The sequence below is a fragment of the Bacillus rugosus genome (genome assembly GCF_023238245.1).
Lineage (GTDB): Bacteria > Bacillota > Bacilli > Bacillales > Bacillaceae > Bacillus > Bacillus rugosus.
This window is the reverse complement of sequence record NZ_CP096590.1, coordinates 3,736,596-3,754,811: the sequence shown is the minus strand read 5'-3', so window position 1 is coordinate 3,754,811 and position 18,216 is coordinate 3,736,596. Positions and strand designations below refer to the sequence as shown.

16 protein-coding genes are annotated in these 18,216 nt (G+C 46.5%); 7 read left to right on the top strand and 9 right to left on the bottom strand.

Annotation, left to right across the window (positions count from 1 at the left end; translation table 11 throughout):
* The 8 genes from M0696_RS19030 to sboA form a co-directional block, all read right to left on the bottom strand.
* On the bottom strand, nt 1-702 hold the full coding sequence (locus M0696_RS19030; RefSeq protein ID WP_248602283.1) for a bacteriocin biosynthesis protein AlbG: 702 nt from the start codon (nt 700-702) through the stop codon (nt 1-3).
* Nucleotides 699-1,982 carry a M16 family metallopeptidase gene (locus tag M0696_RS19025; protein ID WP_222142227.1) on the bottom strand — a complete coding sequence of 428 codons (1,284 nt, stop codon included), beginning with the start codon at nt 1,980-1,982 and terminating at the stop codon, nt 699-701. Before M0696_RS19025 ends, M0696_RS19030 begins: the two co-directional genes overlap by 4 nt.
* A 4-nt stretch (nt 1,983-1,986) precedes the next feature.
* Nucleotides 1,987-3,147 (bottom strand): insulinase family protein, encoded by a 1,161-nt coding sequence (locus M0696_RS19020; RefSeq protein ID WP_222142464.1) that lies wholly within the window; start codon nt 3,145-3,147, stop codon nt 1,987-1,989.
* Nucleotides 3,137-4,447, bottom strand: a complete 1,311-nt coding sequence (gene albD / locus M0696_RS19015; RefSeq protein WP_248602282.1) for an antilisterial bacteriocin subtilosin biosynthesis protein AlbD — start codon at nt 4,445-4,447, stop codon at nt 3,137-3,139. The genes M0696_RS19020 and albD overlap by 11 nt, the downstream gene beginning before the upstream one ends.
* Complete coding sequence (locus tag M0696_RS19010; protein ID WP_222142225.1) at nt 4,440-5,159, bottom strand: ABC transporter ATP-binding protein; 720 nt, start codon at nt 5,157-5,159, stop codon at nt 4,440-4,442. Before M0696_RS19010 ends, albD begins: the two co-directional genes overlap by 8 nt.
* Nucleotides 5,156-5,317 (bottom strand): antilisterial bacteriocin subtilosin biosynthesis protein AlbB, encoded by a 162-nt coding sequence (gene albB, locus M0696_RS19005; RefSeq protein ID WP_166847156.1) that lies wholly within the window; start codon nt 5,315-5,317, stop codon nt 5,156-5,158. The genes M0696_RS19010 and albB overlap by 4 nt, the downstream gene beginning before the upstream one ends.
* 12 nt (nt 5,318-5,329) lie before the next feature.
* Nucleotides 5,330-6,676, bottom strand: coding sequence for a subtilosin maturase AlbA (albA, locus tag M0696_RS19000; RefSeq protein WP_166847158.1), 1,347 nt, complete (start codon nt 6,674-6,676; stop codon nt 5,330-5,332).
* A gap of 131 nt (nt 6,677-6,807) precedes the next feature.
* The gene (sboA, locus tag M0696_RS18995; RefSeq protein WP_003222002.1) at nt 6,808-6,939 is read right to left on the bottom strand and encodes a subtilosin A; all 132 of its coding nucleotides are present in this window, start codon (nt 6,937-6,939) and stop codon (nt 6,808-6,810) included.
* Between the two features lie 312 nt (nt 6,940-7,251).
* On the opposite strand from sboA, the gene M0696_RS18990 reads away from it, so the two are divergent.
* The 4 genes from M0696_RS18990 (at nt 7,252) to fnr (ending at nt 11,485) form a co-directional block, all read left to right on the top strand.
* Nucleotides 7,252-7,680 (top strand): YwiB family protein, encoded by a 429-nt coding sequence (locus M0696_RS18990; RefSeq protein ID WP_166847161.1) that lies wholly within the window; start codon nt 7,252-7,254, stop codon nt 7,678-7,680.
* A complete protein-coding gene (gene argS, locus M0696_RS18985) occupies nt 7,677-9,347 on the top strand; it encodes an arginine--tRNA ligase (RefSeq protein ID WP_222142224.1) in 1,671 nt (556 codons plus the stop codon). The genes M0696_RS18990 and argS overlap by 4 nt, the downstream gene beginning before the upstream one ends.
* Before the next feature lie 135 nt (nt 9,348-9,482).
* A complete protein-coding gene (gene narK, locus M0696_RS18980) occupies nt 9,483-10,670 on the top strand; it encodes a nitrate transporter NarK (protein ID WP_166847167.1) in 1,188 nt (395 codons plus the stop codon).
* Nucleotides 10,671-10,768: 98 nt separating this feature from the next.
* Nucleotides 10,769-11,485, top strand: a complete 717-nt coding sequence (gene fnr / locus M0696_RS18975; protein ID WP_014115542.1) for a fumarate/nitrate reduction transcriptional regulator Fnr — start codon at nt 10,769-10,771, stop codon at nt 11,483-11,485.
* 33 nt (nt 11,486-11,518) lie between these two features.
* Here fnr and M0696_RS18970 read toward each other — a convergent pair whose 3' ends face one another.
* On the bottom strand, nt 11,519-12,238 hold the full coding sequence (locus M0696_RS18970) for a YwiC-like family protein (protein ID WP_222142223.1): 720 nt from the start codon (nt 12,236-12,238) through the stop codon (nt 11,519-11,521).
* A gap of 143 nt (nt 12,239-12,381) precedes the next feature.
* On the opposite strand from M0696_RS18970, the gene arfM reads away from it, so the two are divergent.
* The 3 genes from arfM to narH all read left to right on the top strand — a co-directional run bounded on the left by arfM (nt 12,382) and on the right by narH (nt 18,215).
* Nucleotides 12,382-12,858 carry a cyclic nucleotide-binding domain-containing protein gene (arfM, locus tag M0696_RS18965; RefSeq protein ID WP_222142222.1) on the top strand — a complete coding sequence of 159 codons (477 nt, stop codon included), beginning with the start codon at nt 12,382-12,384 and terminating at the stop codon, nt 12,856-12,858.
* 220 nt (nt 12,859-13,078) lie between these two features.
* A complete protein-coding gene (locus tag M0696_RS18960) occupies nt 13,079-16,762 on the top strand; it encodes a nitrate reductase subunit alpha (protein WP_222142221.1) in 3,684 nt (1,227 codons plus the stop codon).
* On the top strand, nt 16,752-18,215 hold the full coding sequence (narH, locus tag M0696_RS18955) for a nitrate reductase subunit beta (protein WP_222142220.1): 1,464 nt from the start codon (nt 16,752-16,754) through the stop codon (nt 18,213-18,215). Before M0696_RS18960 ends, narH begins: the two co-directional genes overlap by 11 nt.
* Nucleotide 18,216: the final 1 nt, after the last annotated feature.

Here is an 18,216-nt window from a genome sequence, read left to right as displayed (position 1 = left end):
TTATAGATCAAGAGAAGCGGTGTTGCGATAAGAGAATCGGTTATAAATAAATGATCCGATCTGCTGGATCGCAGCCAGAATGATCAGAAACAGCAGTTCACTTATGGTAAAACTGAGCATCCACCAAATCCCGGCTCCTGTCAGCGCCCCCGCAAGAATTTTTTTGAATAGGGTGCCATGCTGGAAAAGCTGCAGCAAGTACGTTCGCATGTAAAACAATAAATACAAAATCAGTAACACCGCAAGTCCCATTGAAACGGCAGAGGGCGCATGAAGGCGGAAAGGGATGGCTTTGACGATTTCGAACATGCAGCCGAATATGAGGACTTGGCATAATAAAGCAGCCATCACGTATGTTTGGCGGATGTTTTTATAGCTGTTACGCAGCGATTTGACATCTTCTGCATAGCGGCTGCACAATCTGTGATGCTGGAAGTCACAGCAGCTTTGATGAGACTGTGTGAGTTTCTGAAAAGCTGCTGTCATGTTTTTCACAGATTTGGTGACATAGTGAAGGTAGAGAAAAGCGGGCAGCATCAAAACGGAAGCAATACAAGCCAGCAGTCCGAGCCGCAAAGCATCATTATTAATTATCTGTACATATTGCGCTGCGGCTTCGGCAACGGCCTGAACCCAGCCGAAGGAATAAGCCGCCATACCCACGAGCAGTAACAATACGGTAAAGAAAGCGCTTTTTGTCATTGTCCGATCGCCTCTTTCTGAGAAACGTGAATGACCGCTTTTTTAGAAGATGCCAATACATCAATGAGAGACAAGAAATCCTGACTATTCATATCATGAATGATTCTGTACATGTCGAGAAATGTGCAATCGCACCTGTCACACTCGGCCGCCCATTCGAAACATTTACGAACATAATCGCTGTCATAAATGATCGCGTCCGTCAAAGAATCCTTGCCGTATTGGAGCCAGGCCGCAATCTGTTGTTTTTGCTGTGTGACAAAGTAGGAAGCGACATCGATATAAGCCGAAGAATGCGCCCCTTGACTGTGAAGGATCAAAAAACCGCCATCCTCATATATGTGAGCCTCAGCTGATAAGCAGTCGATTTCCATTCGGTACGTTTGCTGAATCTCTTGAAAAAAAGGTGAATCTAATTGAAATAGAATACGAGATGCGATGTCCCAATAAAGCCTTAATGTCAACAGATCGTTTTGCTCGGGAATTGCGCCGACCTGTAATCCGGTCCATGTGTCTTCCATCCGCTCCTCATCACCCAGCACCATTTTTTGTGAGAGGGATGGTGGAGGGCATGCGGAGATGATTCTTCTTTCTGCTTTATGATCTGGGCGCTTTTCCAGCCGGAGGTGAGGAGGTAAAAGGGTTTCTGTGTCTTCTGAGCCTCCAATCAAAAACAGCGTCATCCGCCGGGGCTGATAGGCGGCCTTGTAGGCTTTTTGTAAATCACGAATGTCCAGCGCCTCAATATCCTCGATTCTGCCTGCGGGGAAGACGGCAGCAGGTGAGGCGGGAGAAAGCATGCTGATCAGCTGATAACGGTAAGAGAGCTGATGATTGAGGTGTGCTGTTTGAATTTCGTTTATAATCACAGCTTTTTCCTGAGTGATCATCTTCTTGTCAAATGAGTGGTTCCATAGCGCATCAAGCAGGATGGGGATCGTCTGTCTGAGCCGATCCGGCAATGCGGTAAACATGAAATTGGTATCAGTGTAGGTGGTAAACGCGTTTAAAAGCGCGCCATGCGCAAAAAAATCACTGTACAGATTGCGGCCATTGTGCCAGAAAAGAAGATGCTCTAAAAAATGCGCTGTGCCATACGGAAGAAGCGTGTCGTCTGATTCTGCCTGTAAGCAGACATCCCGGCTTCCAAAATCGATTTTCACATTGCACAGCCGCAGATGGGCGGGGGGGAATTTTAATCTGAATATTCTCAGCCCGCTGTCTGTGTATCTGATATCGGTTCGTTCATCCAGCTGTTGAAAAAAGGCCTTCTTTTCCATCTCTTCATCCCCTTACTACATGAGCTCCGATATAATTGATAATCGCTATGAATTGCAATACATCGCGGCACGTAACCGCTGAGATGCCATTCAGCAAGTCTTCTTTTGTGCAGGAGAAGCGGCGCAGGATTCCCATATAGGCTAAAAGCCCTTCGGGAGAATCGAATTGCAGCAGCATTTCATTGCGTAAAAATTGCTTTGCCTGTTCTAGTTCCCGTTCATCGGCTGAAAAATGTGAGACAGCTTCCAAAACGCGCGGGGGAATCTCTTTCTCATGAAGCTGATCCGTACATATTGAAACAAGCAGCAAATTGTTCATGATGTCATATCGGGTGATGACGTGATAGACTGCCAAATCCTTCTCGCGAAAATGCTTGAATAAAGCGGAATGACCGTATTTTCCGAGTAATCCGTCTATCAGCTGGATTTTGATATAATCGCTGGCACTTTTCATTTCTCCGCAGTCAAATCCGAGTGTCAAAACGGAAGGACCTGCTGCGCTGCGTGTCTCTGTTTCAAAAACATGTCGGTTCACGAGGATTCTTCCGGCCGTCACGGTGGACGTTTGCGAGGCATGTCCAGGAATATCACATGCTTGTACATGTCCCAATATGTTCAGCTGTTTTTGCTGGGACAATAAATCAACGATGAAATCCGTTGCGTCGAGAAACCGTTTAGGATGGATCGCCTGTATCCTGTCTTTCCGGCCAAACATGGCTGTGCCGTACATCGGGTTTCCAAAGGCCTCCTCTGCCAAGCGGGCTGCCGAGTAGGAGAAGGGATCAGCAAATTTCCTTTCGATTTTGAGCAGCAGTTCATCCTTTGCCTTTTCAACAGCTTCGGCTGAGAGAGAGGAAGGGAAGGCCATGTCTGCAAATGTCTTCATCAGGGCATCAACATGAAAATACTTGTTACATGATGGGTGAATTAAACGGGTTCCGCAGGTTTTCAGCTGCTGGTCAAAAAAGAGATTCGCTGAATACATAAAGCGGCTGCCGGCGGCATAACCGAAAGCGTCAATGATTTGCTGCTTCAGATGTGCAGCCGCGCCGTAAAAATAGATTGTTTCTTCTTCAGGATCCGCCGTGCTTTCGATCGGCTTCAGAAAGCTCGCGGCGATTGAGACTGTTGAAAATTGATGTGTCTTCAGCAGGTTAACTTCCAAGCCATTCTCTTTTGCTTGTATCAAAGAAACCACCATCCTGTTTTTGCAGGTAATAGACTATGATCAGCCCGGCAATCGGAATAACCGCTAAGGAGACAGCGGTGCCGGCTAATGTGGCTAAGAAAAGGGGAAGACAAAATAGATAAGACCGGTATTTTGAGAATCCGCTCCAGAGCTGCTGCTCCGTCTGCCAGCCAAAGGACGGCCTTTTTTCATCAGCGGTTAAACGGATAAATGCTCCCGCAAGCAGCAATTCCATACACTGCACAAAAGTAAGGGCTGAAATCGGGCGGCCGCTGATGAAGCCCACAATGATAACGACAAGGAGAAATCCGCCTGCCAATAGGCCTGAATAAAAGCGATATTTCGCCCAAAACATCGTTCTTCGCTTAATTGGAAGCGTGATGAGCAGCATCCGATCGTTTTTTTCAATAGAGTACAAAAGGGCGATCGGCGAGCATACCAGCAAAAGGGCGGAAATCACAATATAAATCACTTGCTGATTGAAGATGCCAGTGTTCATCATCTGGAACGAAAAGAAGCCGCTGAATGCCGCCATCACCACATAATTTAACAGCATCGCTTTAGAAGAAATAAATCGGTTCCATTCTCTTTTGTAAAACGAATATTCAGATCGCCGCATAAAAGAATGCATCTTGCTTTGCTGCGGAGGCGCCTGCAGAAAGACCGGAAAGTCAATGATCACCGCCCAGAGCATGTGAATTACGCATAGCGGAGTAGTGAAGGCCGGCATAAAAGCGGCGCTGAGGCATACGCAGGCGAATACCGCCGCATGCAGCAGAAACATTGAGTTCTTCTTTTTGACGAACTGGTTGCTTAGAACAACTCCGAATATAATCGAGTAAACGGTAAAAAACGAAAATCTGCCAACCCAAAACAAGGTTTGCGCCCCTGACAGCGTTCCGTTTCCAAATAAGAACAGCGGTAAAATAAAAAAGAATAACGTTCTTCTCAAACACGTGTCGACAAACAGAACGACACTCTGGGCGAGCCAAAAGCTTCGTGAGGAAATCGGCAGCAGACAGCTCAGCTTCATATAAGATTCCTTCCATTGTGATGTCACGGAAAGAAACACCATATAAGCGTTCATCAAGAGAAGCGCGAGTATGATATACGTTTTTCCCAACACCGATTCGTCAATGCCGGCCTGGCGGATCAGCCCGATTTCAAACACGGCCAGAATCACAAGACCTGCGGCAATGCGGATGGCGTCCTTTTTTCCTTGCCGGCTGTAAAGCTGTTTGAACAGCAAAGACATGATGGGGACTATGTTATTCATGGCCAATCACCTCAAAAAATTCCCGCCGCAGATCGGTCTCCTCTCCAATCGGAATGACCTTTTGGATCTGTTTGTTGTGCAGAATGGCCGCATAATCACAAAATCTCTGCACGACATCGAGCAGATGGGAAGAAAACAAAATGGTTCCGCCTTCTTCACAGTACTCCCGCATTTTCTGATAAAAGACCTCTATTGATTCCACATCTAAACCGACGAGTGGCTCATCCAAAATAAACAGGGGAGCTCGCAGCAATAGCCCTGTCATCAACACAACCTTTTGCCTGTTCCCAAGGGACAGCTCTGAGATTCTCCTGTTGATGTATTTTGAAAAATGAAAGGCCTCAGCCAAACTGGCAAACTGATGCTCTGAAAAGTCCTTTTGATAAAGTGAATGGACGAAAGACACATAGTCCTTCGCCGTAATTTCTGTAAACAGCAGCGGATAATCGGCAGCGAAGTAACGGTGAGTCTTCAGTTGATCTGATGTTTTCTGCGGCATGCCGGCCTCCGCTTCAATGCCGCACAGCGTAAAGCTCCCGCTGTAATTACGGTTCACTCCTGTCAGCGTATTGATCAGTGTCGTTTTTCCGGCGCCGTTTACCCCAAGCAATCCGTAAACAGCGCCTTTTTCTAAGTGTAAGTCCACGTGCTCTAAGATGACGTTGTCCCGTTCATACCAAACGGATACATCGTGTATATCCAAAATGCTCATCGCGAGTCAGCCTTCCGCGCGCGCATCCCGAAAAGAATGGCAATGGCAATGAAAATCAGCGTAAATAAATAATCGCTTTTGATAAAATAGACGACCGCGCCGATGACAAAGATAAATGAAAGGATATACAGTAAAATTCTTCTTTGTGCTGGTGACAAATCGTTTCCCTCCTAAATAAGCTGGACCACGTCTTCTAATTGTTCATTTTTCGCCCAAGAGCAAATGTTTTTCCGGTGATATTTGTTAGAGTTCAGCCCTTTTAAATAACAGCCTCCGCAATAGCCGCTGAACGGGCATTTGTCTTTCATGCAATGCTCGCTGAACCGGGGTGCCTGCGCTTGCCACAGTTTATGGACGAGAGGGGAGTTAAAGATGCTTTCATACGAATCATGAAAAATATTTCCCAATGAAAATTCCTTCGGAAAGAGTGCGCACGGACGTACTTCTCCGAACGGGCTGATCACGATTGACTTCCAGCCAGCACCGCAATTTGCCGCGCGTTTTCTCTCATAAGGAATAATCGGAATCAGATCTTTAAACTCATCAATGATATTTTGCTCGTATTCCATAAATTTGCGATGCTGCTCGGCATTTTTTGTGGGGTGGACGATATCTCTGCCTCTTCCGAAGTCATCAACCCAATTGTAAGAGAACGCCTTCGCCCCGAGATCCCGAACCTTTTGGGCCATATCGTGGATTTCCCACATGTTTTTTTCGAAAACGGACATGGCGACTCTGACAAATATCCCGTGGTCACTCAACAATTTTATCGTTTTACAAGTTTGGGCAAAAGAGCCTTTTCTCCCTCTAAAGGAGTCATGGACCTCGGAATTGACGCTATCGAGAGAGATGCCGACGATGATTTTTTGCTTGTAAGTCTTCAGCAGCTCAAGGCTCTCTTTTCGCATGAGTGTTCCGTTTGTTAAAACAGCGACCTTTTTGAACTTTTTACACACATAGTCAAGAATCTCATTGGCGTTCGGATGGACAAAAATTTCTCCGCCCGTGATTTCACATGTCAATACTCCGTTGTCAAACAGCATATCAGCCGTTTTCTTGAATTGCTCAATCGACACGGTGCCGAGTGCTTCCGGTGAGCTTTCCAAATAACAGTGGGCGCATTTCAAATTACAGCGGTGCGTCAGCTCAAAGGTGGCGTGCAGCGGCATCGGAAATTCATTGCTTCCGCTCGTGGTGATCGTGTGGCGGCTGGACTGATTCCCGAGCTGGATGACCTGCTTCTTCAGGAGCATGTTGAGCATGTCGTAATACCAGTCCTTATGGTCTTCCGGTGATTCATCGTACACTGCGCATTGTTCCGCTAATATCTGTGCAGCCGTTTTTTGCCCATCCATTCGCATGCAAAGCTCGTAAGCTGTTTTGTTGAGATCCAAATACTCAAAGTCAGAAATGGAGACATTATCGCGCAAGTAGTCGATTTCTAACACGCCACCCTCAGGAAGCTGGTGAACTCTTACACTTTCATTAATAAATGGAAACATCTGCTCTATAAACAAAATACCATCCCCTATACATATGATTCAAATGTAAAACGGTTGTGTATGTATAACCAAGAGGTAGATTTTAGTTAAAAATTGTAATTTACTAAAAAGGGCATAGTAGAATGACTATGCCCTTTTGGAGAATCTTATCCCCATAGACCGAATAGACCTGTAGCACCGGCAATTTCAAAATCAGGGATAGGACCGTCCACTAGACAAGCGGCTCCGATCGAGCAAGTTGCACAACCTTTGTTTTCTACAATGACAGCTTTTTTCATAATTGAATCCTCCCTTTTTTTGTTTTTTCTAGCAGATCTATGCTGTGCTTTTATGATAAAACTAATAAATTACCAATTCAATACATATATTTTGAAGAAAATGTGAAATAGAAATGATAGATTTCGGAAAAATGTAACATTTCCTAAAGGCAATTAGTGATATCATTTTCTCTTCTATTAAGGAAATGCTTTTTATGAGGTTTATCTTCAAATCTGATGAGCAATGATGGTAAGATAGAAGCAGTTGAAGTTTACAAACTGAATGATTATACTATTCAAGTCAAAGTGGAATGATGAAAAGGACGTGTCAAAATGAAGCAAGAGACACCGATAGCACTCCATGTGAAGTCTGTGATCGGCGATGACGGAAACCAGGAAGTCATCGAATTCCGCACCACCGGATTTTACTATGTAAAACAAAATAAAGTGTATCTATCTTATTATGAAGAACACGACTTAGGTAAAGTAAAAACGATTGTGAAAGTAAGCGAAGGCGAAGTGCTGGTCATGAGGTCAGGCGCTGTCAAAATGAATCAGCGCTTCATAACGGGAGCTTCCACAATTGCTAAATATAAAATGTCATTTGGTGAGCTTGAGCTGGAAACAAGCACAAAATCGATTCAATCTGATCTCGGTGAAGAAAAAGGCCGTATCAGCATCGCATATGACATGCATGTCGGAGACGAACAGCAGCATTTACATCATATGACGATCACGTATGAGGGAGGAACTCACGCATGAACATTGCGGAACAAATGAAGGACGTGCTGAAAGAAGAAATCAAAGCGGCCGTTCTGAAAGCGGGGCTGGCTGAAGAAAGCCAGATTCCTAATGTCGTTTTAGAAACACCGAAAGATAAAACACACGGCGATTATTCAACAAATATGGCGATGCAGCTGGCAAGAATCGCAAAAAAAGCGCCGCGCCAAATTGCTGAAGAGATTGTCGCTCATTTTGATAAAGGAAAGGCTTCAATTGAAAAACTAGATATCGCTGGCCCGGGTTTTATCAATTTCTATATGAACAATCAATATTTAACAAAGCTGATTCCGTCTGTATTAGAAGCAGGGGAAGCATACGGAGAAACGAACATCGGAAACGGTGAACGTGTCCAGGTAGAATTCGTATCAGCGAATCCGACGGGAGACCTTCATCTCGGCCATGCCCGCGGTGCGGCTGTCGGTGATTCTTTGTGCAATGTGCTTTCAAAAGCGGGCTACGATGTGAGCCGCGAATACTACATTAACGATGCCGGAAACCAAATCAACAATTTGGCGCTTTCTGTGGAAGTCCGTTACTTTGAGGCGCTCGGCTTGGAAAAACCGATGCCGGAGGATGGCTACCGCGGCGAGGATATCATTGCGATCGGAAAGCATCTCGCTGAGGAATACGGCGACCGTTTCGTCAATGAAGAGGAAAGCGAGCGCCTCGCATTTTTCCGTGAATATGGTCTGAAATACGAGCTGGAAAAGCTGCGCAAGGACCTGGAAAACTTCCGTGTGCCGTTTGATGTGTGGTATTCCGAAACTTCACTGTACCAAAACGGAAAAATCGATACGGCACTTGAAGCGCTCCGCGAAAAAGGCCATGTTTATGAAGAAGACGGCGCGACTTGGTTCCGCTCCACGACATTCGGCGATGATAAAGACCGCGTATTGATTAAGAAGGACGGCACGTACACGTATCTGCTGCCTGATATCGCGTATCATAAGGACAAGCTTGACCGCGGCTTTGATAAGCTGATCAACGTTTGGGGCGCCGATCACCACGGCTACATCCCGCGTATGAAAGCGGCAATCGAAGCGCTGGGCTATGAAAAAGGAACGCTTGAAGTAGAAATCATTCAGCTCGTTCATCTTTACAAAAACGGCGAGAAAATGAAAATGAGCAAACGGACGGGTAAAGCGGTAACGATGCGCGACCTGATTGAAGAAGTCGGCTTGGATGCCGTGCGTTACTTCTTCGCGATGCGCAGTGCTGATACGCATATGGATTTTGACTTAGATCTTGCTGTATCAACATCTAACGAAAACCCTGTGTATTATGCACAATACGCACATGCCCGTATTTGCAGCATGCTTCGCCAAGGGGAAGAGCAGGGACTTAAGCCGGCGGCGGATCTTGATTTCAGCCATATTCAATCAGAAAAAGAATATGACCTGCTAAAAACGATCGGCGCCTTCCCAGAGGCAGTGGCGGAAGCGGCGGAAAAACGAATTCCGCACCGTGTCACAAACTATATTTATGATCTGGCTTCTGCTCTGCACAGCTTCTACAATGCAGAGAAAGTCATCGATCCTGAAAATGAAGCGAAAAGCCGCGCGCGCCTGGCTTTAATGAAGGCAACGCAAATTACGCTGAACAATGCGCTTCAGCTGATTGGCGTATCGGCTCCGGAAAAAATGTAAATGTTGATCAAAGGACAAAGCCTTCGGGCTTTGTCCTTTTTTTATGAAGAAAACGTGTGATGTAATTCACAATCCTGTTTGCTGAGTTTTTGTATGATAAGACTGATTATTGAATCATTGAAAGGGGCAAGCCAAATGATCAACCGTCAACACATTCAATTATCGTTACAGTCATTAAGCTTGGTGGCAGGGTTTATGGTATGGGTGCTGATTTCATCACTCATTTCCCAAATTACATTAGATATTCATTTAAGCAAAGGTGAGATTTCTCTGGTGACGGCGATTCCCGTGATCCTCGGGTCGCTTCTACGCATTCCTTTAGGGTATTTAACGAACAGGTTTGGCGCAAGGCTGATGTTCATGATCAGCTTCATCTTGCTTTTACTTCCTGTGTTTTGGATCAGTATCGCGGATTCTCTGTTTGATTTAATCGCGGGCGGTTTTTTCTTAGGGATCGGGGGAGCGGTATTCTCCATTGGGGTGACATCCCTTCCGAAATATTATCCGAAAGAAAAGCACGGTGTCGTCAATGGGATTTACGGGGCCGGAAACATCGGAACCGCTATTACCACATTTGCGGCGCCGGTTATCGCTCAAGCGGCGGGATGGAAAGCAACCGTGCAGATGTATCTGGTCCTGCTGGCCGTTTTCGCATTGCTGCAGGTATTATTCGGCGACCGGCATGAGAAGAAAGTGAATGTTTCCGTAAAAACTCAAATCAAAGCCGTTTACCGAAATCATATCCTATGGTTTTTGAGCCTGTTTTATTTTATTACGTTTGGCGCCTTTGTCGCTTTCACCATCTATCTGCCGAACTTTCTGGTTGAGCAATTTGGGCTGAATCCTGCGGACGCCGGTTTGCGGACGGCTGGCTTTATTGCCGTCTCCACGCTGCTCAGGCCTGTAGGCGGACTCTTGGCTGATAAAATGAGCCCGCTCCGCATCTTGATGGTCGTTTTTGCGGGACTTACATTATCAGGAATTATCTTATCGTTTTCACCGACGATTGGCCTTTATACGTTTGGGTCATTAACGGTGGCAGTTTGCTCAGGTATAGGAAATGGGACCGTTTTTAAACTGGTGCCTTTCTATTTTTCGAAGCAAGCCGGGATTGCCAATGGTATTGTGTCTGCCATGGGCGGATTAGGCGGTTTTTTTCCTCCGCTGATTTTGGCGAGTGTTTTTCAGGCAACAGGACAATACGCGATCGGCTTTATGGCGCTTTCGGAAGTTGCGTTAGCCAGCTTTGTCCTTGTCATATGGATGTATTGGCAGGAAAGAATGAAAACGCACACGGAGAGAAACAGTCAGAGCGTCAACTAACATCGGCATTCACAAGATTGTTAGTTTTTTCTGGATGGGTGCAAATCAATTCACGTTACAATAAACATACGCAACGTGACTTTCTTCGAGGTGAGCTCATGAATTTTCTCTCTGTTCGACCATCTGATAGTGATCTGATTTCCAGCGATCTGCATGAATTGCTGGAATCAATCAGTACGAAAAGAAAAATGGAAAAACACACGTATTTGTTTCGGGAAGGAATGGATGCAGAGGAGCTTTATCTGATTCAATCAGGACTCATTGAAATCGGCAAGCTGACATCTGACGGAAAAGACCTGACGCTTAGAATCTGCCAAAAGCATGATATCGTTGGGGAATTAACACTTTTCACTGAAGAACCGAGATATATGCTCAGTGCAAAGGTGCTAGAGGATGGCGAGGTGCTCGTCATTAATAAAAACAAGCTGGAAAAGGAATTAATCCAAAACGGTGCTTTGACATTTGAATTTATGAAATGGATGAGCACCCACCTCCGGAAAATTCAGTCCAAAATCAGGGATCTGCTTCTTCACGGCAAAAAGGGGGCGCTCTACTCCACCCTTATCCGTTTATCTAACAGCTACGGTGTGGAACGAAGCGATGGCATTCTGATTAATATTGTGCTGACAAATCAGGATTTGGCAAAGTTTTGCGCGGCGGCAAGGGAAAGCGTCAACCGTATGCTGGGGGACCTCCGCAAACAAGGGGTGATTTCGATAGAAGAATCCGGAAAAATTATTTTGCACAAGCGGGACTATTTGCGATGCGAGATTGAGTGTGAAAACTGTCCGCTGGAGATTTGCAATATTGACTGAAGAAACCAAGGACCGCCAGCGGTCCTTGATTTTTTATCTAGTGATAAACATACACATGACGGCAAAAAAGAAGCAGGCATTCACGATTTCTAGAATACCGATCGTTTTCACAGACCAATCCTTTCCGTGAAACAACCATGCCCGCAAACTGCTTGGGATAAAAGCAAGAAATGCCCATCCTGCTCCGAGAAGAGCGGATAAAAAGGGGAGGAGCAGGTGATATCCCCATGACCAGTATGCAAAAAACCTGTTCTTTCGTTCCCGGATCACCGACTTTACATAAAAAGAACTCCCGATAAAAAATAAAGCAGATTGTAAGAATATAAACCAAGCCCAGCCGTCGAGCGTTCCTGTCCCCAGCCAGCAGCTCGCAAGCCCGCCTGAACAAAAGAACAAGACACCCGCAATATCATTCACTAATGCTCGTTCGTTTTTTCGGCGGGCAAAATACATATGGATGAGAAACAGCGGCAATAAAGAAACGCTAACCCAGATGAACGGCGGCTTATGAAAGACAGAAATAATTAGAAAGCAGCAGGCCGGAACACCGTAATAATATACCCACTTTTGATAGGGTTTGATCTGTTTCTTTTTCAAGGCGAGCGTGATGGGATAAACCGCCAAGTAAAGGAAAAGCCATCCTAGGAAGAGCGGAATATGCCAGAGAACGGGACCGCCCTTGACGATGCCGAGTAAAAATGGAGTCAGCAGCATCGCCCATGCGCCGTGCTGCTTCGGAATCAGCGCCTTCATCGAACTCCTCCTTTTTTATTTTATTATAAATGCGTTCATCCTCCTGATAAGTGACATTCATCATACAGGCTGTGAAATACATCACTGCTGTACAGGCTCATTCGAGCTACACTAAAGCTATCCTTAGCACAGGAGGCTTTCCTATGAATCAGTGTGACTATTTATTATTTCTGAAACAACTCCCTATGTTTAATGAAGTGCCTCTATCCATTGTCGAAACCTTGCTGAAAAACGGGACGTTTATCCGCGGCTCATCTGATCAGTCTCCAACCTTTCTACATTCTCAATCCGTTTATATTGTATTAAAAGGCAGTGTCCGTTTTATAGACAGCAGGCTCCCTGAAGGATCGAAAACCGTTGCACTGTGGGAAAAAGGCGATGTGTTTCCGATTGATGAAAAAGGCGGGCTGTATTTATCGCCATTTATCGCAGTCAATGCCACTTCAGACATTCTGATTCTCAATATTCCTTATTACATATTTAAGAAAATGATGTCTTACAATGCGCAGCTGCAAATGAATTTTTTGGCCATGCTTCAGCAAAATGTCTTTTGTTCCTATCAATTATTTTTGCGTTATCTGCATACATCACAAGATGAAAATGCCGAGTCCGGTTCTTAAATAGAGCCGGTTTTTTTGATCTTTGAATGAAAGGCGGCTAATGACTCAGGCGTCCTGCCTGAACGCCTTCATTCATCACATCCCTGTGAAAGTCCTTCCTTCTCCTTTCTGTGAACATTTTGTGAAAAAAGCAGAGTGTGTGACATAGTTCACAAGGAAATGCGCTGTCTCTGTTTATAGTGGAACTTAGCATCATCTGACTCGGAAGGAGTGAACTCTCATGAAGAAAAAGAAAATGAGTCCGTTGTTTAGGAGATTGAATTATTTCTCTCCTATCGAACACCATTCAAATAAACATAGCCAAACCAGCCGCGAAGATCGCGATTGGGAGAATGTATACAGAAACAGATGGCAGTACGACAAAGTCGTTCGCTCCACCCACGGCGTCAACTGCACAGGGTCATGCAGCTGGAATATTTATGTGAAAAACGGAATTGTCACGTGGGAAGGACAAAACTTGAATTATCCATCAACAGGCCCGGATATGCCTGATTTCGAACCGAGAGGCTGTCCGCGGGGAGCCAGTTTTTCATGGTATATCTACAGCCCGCTCCGTGTGAAATACCCATACGTGCGCGGTGTGCTGATCAATTTGTGGCGGGAAGCACTGCAGGCCCACCAAAATCCATTGGATGCTTGGAAATCAATCGTTGAAAATCCTGAAAAAGCGAAGTCCTATAAACAGGCAAGAGGGAAAGGCGGTTTTGTGCGTGCTGAATGGCCGGAGGTGCTGAAGCTGATTTCAGCCTCTCTGCTCTATACAGTTATGAAGTACGGGCCTGACCGGAACGTCGGTTTTTCTCCGATTCCGGCTATGTCAATGATCAGCCATGCATCAGGCTCACGGTTTATGTCGTTAATCGGCGGCCCTATGCTTAGTTTTTATGACTGGTATGCGGACCTTCCTCCGGCATCCCCGCAAATTTGGGGTGACCAGACGGACGTTCCGGAAAGCAGTGATTGGTACAATTCAGGCTATATCATCACATGGGGTTCCAACGTTCCGTTAACGAGAACGCCTGACGCGCATTTTTTGGCGGAGGCCCGTTATAAAGGCGCTAAGGTTATTTCGATCAGCCCGGATTTTGCAGAATCCTCAAAGTTTGCGGATGACTGGCTGAGTATCCGCCAAGGGACTGACGGGGCGCTTGCGATGGCCATGGGTCACGTCATTTTGCAGGAATATTACGTGAACCAAGCGACGGAACGTTTCATTGAGTACGCAAAGCAATACACGGATTTTCCGTTCTTCGTCACACTCTCAAAAGAAAATGGCATCTACACAGCGGGACGTTTTTTGCATGCGAAGGACATCGGACGGCAGACAAAGCATGATCAGTGGAAGCCTGCTGTCTGGGATGAGCAGACAAGCACATTTGCCATACCGCAAGGGACAATGGGCTCCCGCTGGGACGGGAAGCAGAAATGGAACCTGCACATGATCGATGAAGAAACCGGAGAACCGATTGAACCCCGTCTCTCTGTGCTGGGGATAGAGGACGAAATTGGCACGGTGCGCATCCCGTATTTTTCAAATGACGGAAACAAAGTGCTTGAGCGGGATCTTCCTATAAAAAAACTGAACCTGAACGGCGAAGAGGTATGTGTCACGACCGTGTTTGACTTGATACTGGCCAACTACGGCGTGAACCGGGGCATCGGCGAACAATCAGCTGTCTCTTATGATGATCCTGAGCCGTTCACGCCTGCCTGGCAGGAACAGATGACAGGAATCAAAAAAGAAGCCGTCATAAAGGTAGCCAGAGAGTTTGCCCAAAATGCGATCGATACAGACGGCCGATCCATGATTATCGTAGGGGCAGGGATCAACCACTGGTTCAACTCCGACACGATCTACCGGGCAGTGTTAAATCTTGTATTACTGGTAGGCGCCCAAGGCGTAAACGGCGGGGGCTGGGCCCATTATGTGGGGCAGGAAAAGCTCCGTCCTGCTGAAGGGTGGCAGACGATTGCAAATGCAAAGGACTGGGAGGGCGTGCCCAAGCTGCAAAACGGCACCTCATTTTTCTACTTTGCGACAGACCAGTGGCGTTACGAGGACCAGCCGATCAGTGACTTAGCTTCACCGATTGGTGCGTCATCCCGCTACAAGCATCACGCCGATTACAATGTGCTGGCAGCGCGATTAGGATGGCTTCCGTCTTACCCGACGTTCAATCAAAACGGCATCGATCTGTACAAAGAAGCTGAAAAAGCAGGGGCAACACCTGAAGACGTTGGTGCGTACGTGGCCTCACAGCTTCAAGAGAAAAAGCTGAAATTTGCGATTGAAGATCCAGACAATGAAGTGAATTTCCCAAGGAATCTCTTCGTATGGCGGGCAAACCTGATCTCCAGCTCAGGGAAAGGGCATGAATATTTTCTCAAGCATTTGCTGGGGACGACGAATGGTTTAATGAATGACGACAGCGACAGCATCCGCCCTGAAGAAATCAAATGGCGGGAGCAGGCGCCGGAAGGAAAGCTCGACTTATTAATCAATCTTGATTTTCGAATGGCGGGAACGGCGCTGTATTCTGATATCGTGCTGCCGGCAGCGACATGGTATGAAAAACACGATCTCAGCAGTACAGATATGCATCCGTTCATCCATCCTTTTGCCCCAGCGATCTCGGCTCCGTGGGAATCGAAGTCAGACTGGGATATTTTCAAGGCACTGTCAAAAGCTGTTTCCGAGCTGGCAGAAGAAGTCGATATGGAGCCGGTAAAAGAAGTAGTCGCGACGCCGCTCCTCCATGACACCGTGCAGGAATTGGCCCAGCCATTCGGCAAAATCAACGACTGGAGCAAGGGCGAATGTGAAGCCATTCCGGGAAAAACGATGCCGAACATCCAAGTTGTTGAACGGGATTACAAGCACATTTTTTATAAAATGACCGCGCTCGGTCCTCATGCCGGTTTAAAACCGAGCGGAACAAAAGGGATGAGCTGGTCGATCGCCGATGAATATGAATCACTCAAAAAGAGACTGGGAGAAATCACCTCGGACAGCGTCGCAAAGGGATGTCCGAATATAAGTGAAGCAAAGCAGGCGGCCGAAGCGATTTTAACCTTATCGTCCACTTCAAATGGAAAAGTCGCTGTGAAAGCATGGGAATCACTTGAAAACATCACAAACCTGAAGCTGAAAGACCTGGCGGAAGAACGGGAGGAAGAATGCTTTACGTTCGAACAAATTACAGCCCAGCCGAAAACGGTCATCACGTCTCCGGCATTTACAGGCTCAGAAAAAGGCGGGCGCAGGTACTCGCCGTTTACAACGAACGTAGAAAAATTAATTCCGTGGCGAACACTGACCGGAAGACAATCTTATTATGTCGATCATGAACTGATGATGGAATTCGGTGAGACGATGGCGACATTTAAACCGATCCTTCAGCATCGTCCGTTTCTAAGCAAGCGGCCTGATCAAGAGGGCAAAGAAATCGTCCTCAATTATTTGACGCCGCATAATAAATGGTCTGTCCACAGCATGTATTTTGATTCTTTGCCGATGCTGACGCTATTCCGCGGAGGGCCGACCGTGTGGATGAATAAAGATGATGCAGAGGACACGGATATCAAAGACAACGATTGGATTGAATGTTTTAACCGAAACGGCGTTGTCGTCGCGAGAGCGGTTTTGTCTCACCGGATTCCTAAAGGAATGGCGTTTATGCACCATGCCCAAGACCGCCACATCAACGTGCCCGGCACAAAACTGACGAATAACCGCGGAGGCACTCATAACAGCCCGACAAGGATTCACGTCAAGCCGACACAGATGATCGGGGGCTATGCCCAGCTCAGCTACGGCTTTAACTATTACGGTCCAACAGGGAATCAGCGCGACCTGAACGTCGTCATCCGCAAGCTGAAGGAGGTCGATTGGCTTGAAGATTAAAGCGCAAATCGGTATGGTCATGAACTTGGATAAATGCATCGGCTGCCACACGTGCAGCGTCACCTGCAAAAACACGTGGACAAACCGTGCCGGTGCGGAATATATGTACTTTAATAATGTAGAAACAAAGCCGGGCATCGGCTACCCGAAGCAGTGGGAGGATCAGGACAAATATAAAGGTGGCTGGACATTGAAAAAAGGAAAGCTCGAGCTAAAATCAGGCCCGAAAACAAATCGGCTTGCAGGCCTTTTCTATAACCCGAACCAGCCGACGATTGATGATTACTATGAACCTTGGAACTATGATTATGAAACACTAACAAACAGCCCGCAGAAAAAACACCAGCCAGTGGCACGCCCGAAATCGTCCTTGACAGGGGATTTCATGAATATCGAATGGGGACCGAACTGGGAGGACGATCTCGCAGGCGGCCACATTACGGGACTTGAAGATCCAAACGTGCAAAAGATGGAGGAATCGATCAAAACAGAATTCGATGAGGTCTTTATGATGTATCTGCCCCGTATTTGCGAGCACTGCATCAACCCGGCGTGCGTTTCCTCTTGTCCGTCGGGGGCCATGTACAAACGCGAGGAGGACGGCATTGTGCTTGTGGATCAAAACGCATGCCGTTCATGGAGATATTGCGTCTCATCGTGTCCTTATAAAAAAGTCTATTTTAACTGGCAAACGAACAAAGCGGAAAAATGCACACTCTGCTTTCCGCGTTTGGAGGCGGGGCTGCCAACCATCTGCTCCGAGACGTGTGTAGGCAGAATCCGCTACCTCGGCGTCATGCTTTACGACGCAGACAAAGTGGAGGAAGCGGCATCTGTTGAAAATGAAAAGGATCTCTATCATTCCCAATTGGACGTTTTTCTTGATCCGAATGATCCTGAGGTTGCCAAACTGGCAAAAGAACAAGGCATCCCGGCTGAATGGATAGAGGCTGCACAGCAATCGCCAATCTATAAAATGATCATCGACTGGAAGATTGCGCTGCCGCTTCATCCTGAGTACCGTACACTGCCGATGGTCTGGTACATACCGCCGCTGAGCCCGATTATGAATCTCTTTGAAGGAAAAGGCAGCCAGCAATCAGCGGAAGATATTTTTCCGGCTATCGACCAAATGAGAATTCCAATTGACTATTTGGCGCAGCTATTAACGGCCGGTGATACGGATCATATTCGGTCAACGTTAAAGAAAATGTCTGTCATGCGCCAGTATATGAGAGCAGTCCAGACGAATAAATCCATCGACCCGGCACTGATCTCCAGTGTCGGCTTAACAGAACAGCAAATTAAAGATATGTATCGTCTGCTTGCGATCGCCAAATATGATGACCGCTTTGTGATTCCGAGCAGCCACCGAGAAGAAGTATCTGATTTATACGCTGAACAAGGGAGCTGCGGTTTATCATTTTCAGGCGGCCCCGGCTCTTGTTTTTAAC

Excerpts from the sequence above, each read along its gene's own strand:
- M0696_RS19030 (WP_248602283.1), bottom strand. The coding sequence starts at position 702 with ATGACAAAAAGCGCTTTCTTTACCGTATTGTTACTGCTCGTGGGTATG.
- M0696_RS19025 (WP_222142227.1), bottom strand. The coding sequence starts at position 1,982 with ATGGAAAAGAAGGCCTTTTTTCAACAGCTGGATGAACGAACCGATATC.
- albD (WP_248602282.1), bottom strand. The coding sequence starts at position 4,447 with ATGAATAACATAGTCCCCATCATGTCTTTGCTGTTCAAACAGCTTTAC.
- M0696_RS19010 (WP_222142225.1), bottom strand. The coding sequence starts at position 5,159 with ATGAGCATTTTGGATATACACGATGTATCCGTTTGGTATGAACGGGAC.
- sboA (WP_003222002.1), bottom strand. The coding sequence starts at position 6,939 with ATGAAAAAAGCTGTCATTGTAGAAAACAAAGGTTGTGCAACTTGCTCG.
- M0696_RS18990 (WP_166847161.1), top strand. The coding sequence starts at position 7,252 with ATGAAGCAAGAGACACCGATAGCACTCCATGTGAAGTCTGTGATCGGC.
- argS (WP_222142224.1), top strand. The coding sequence starts at position 7,677 with ATGAACATTGCGGAACAAATGAAGGACGTGCTGAAAGAAGAAATCAAA.
- narK (WP_166847167.1), top strand. The coding sequence starts at position 9,483 with ATGATCAACCGTCAACACATTCAATTATCGTTACAGTCATTAAGCTTG.
- fnr (WP_014115542.1), top strand. The coding sequence starts at position 10,769 with ATGAATTTTCTCTCTGTTCGACCATCTGATAGTGATCTGATTTCCAGC.
- M0696_RS18970 (WP_222142223.1), bottom strand. The coding sequence starts at position 12,238 with ATGAAGGCGCTGATTCCGAAGCAGCACGGCGCATGGGCGATGCTGCTG.
- arfM (WP_222142222.1), top strand. The coding sequence starts at position 12,382 with ATGAATCAGTGTGACTATTTATTATTTCTGAAACAACTCCCTATGTTT.
- M0696_RS18960 (WP_222142221.1), top strand. The coding sequence starts at position 13,079 with ATGAAGAAAAAGAAAATGAGTCCGTTGTTTAGGAGATTGAATTATTTC.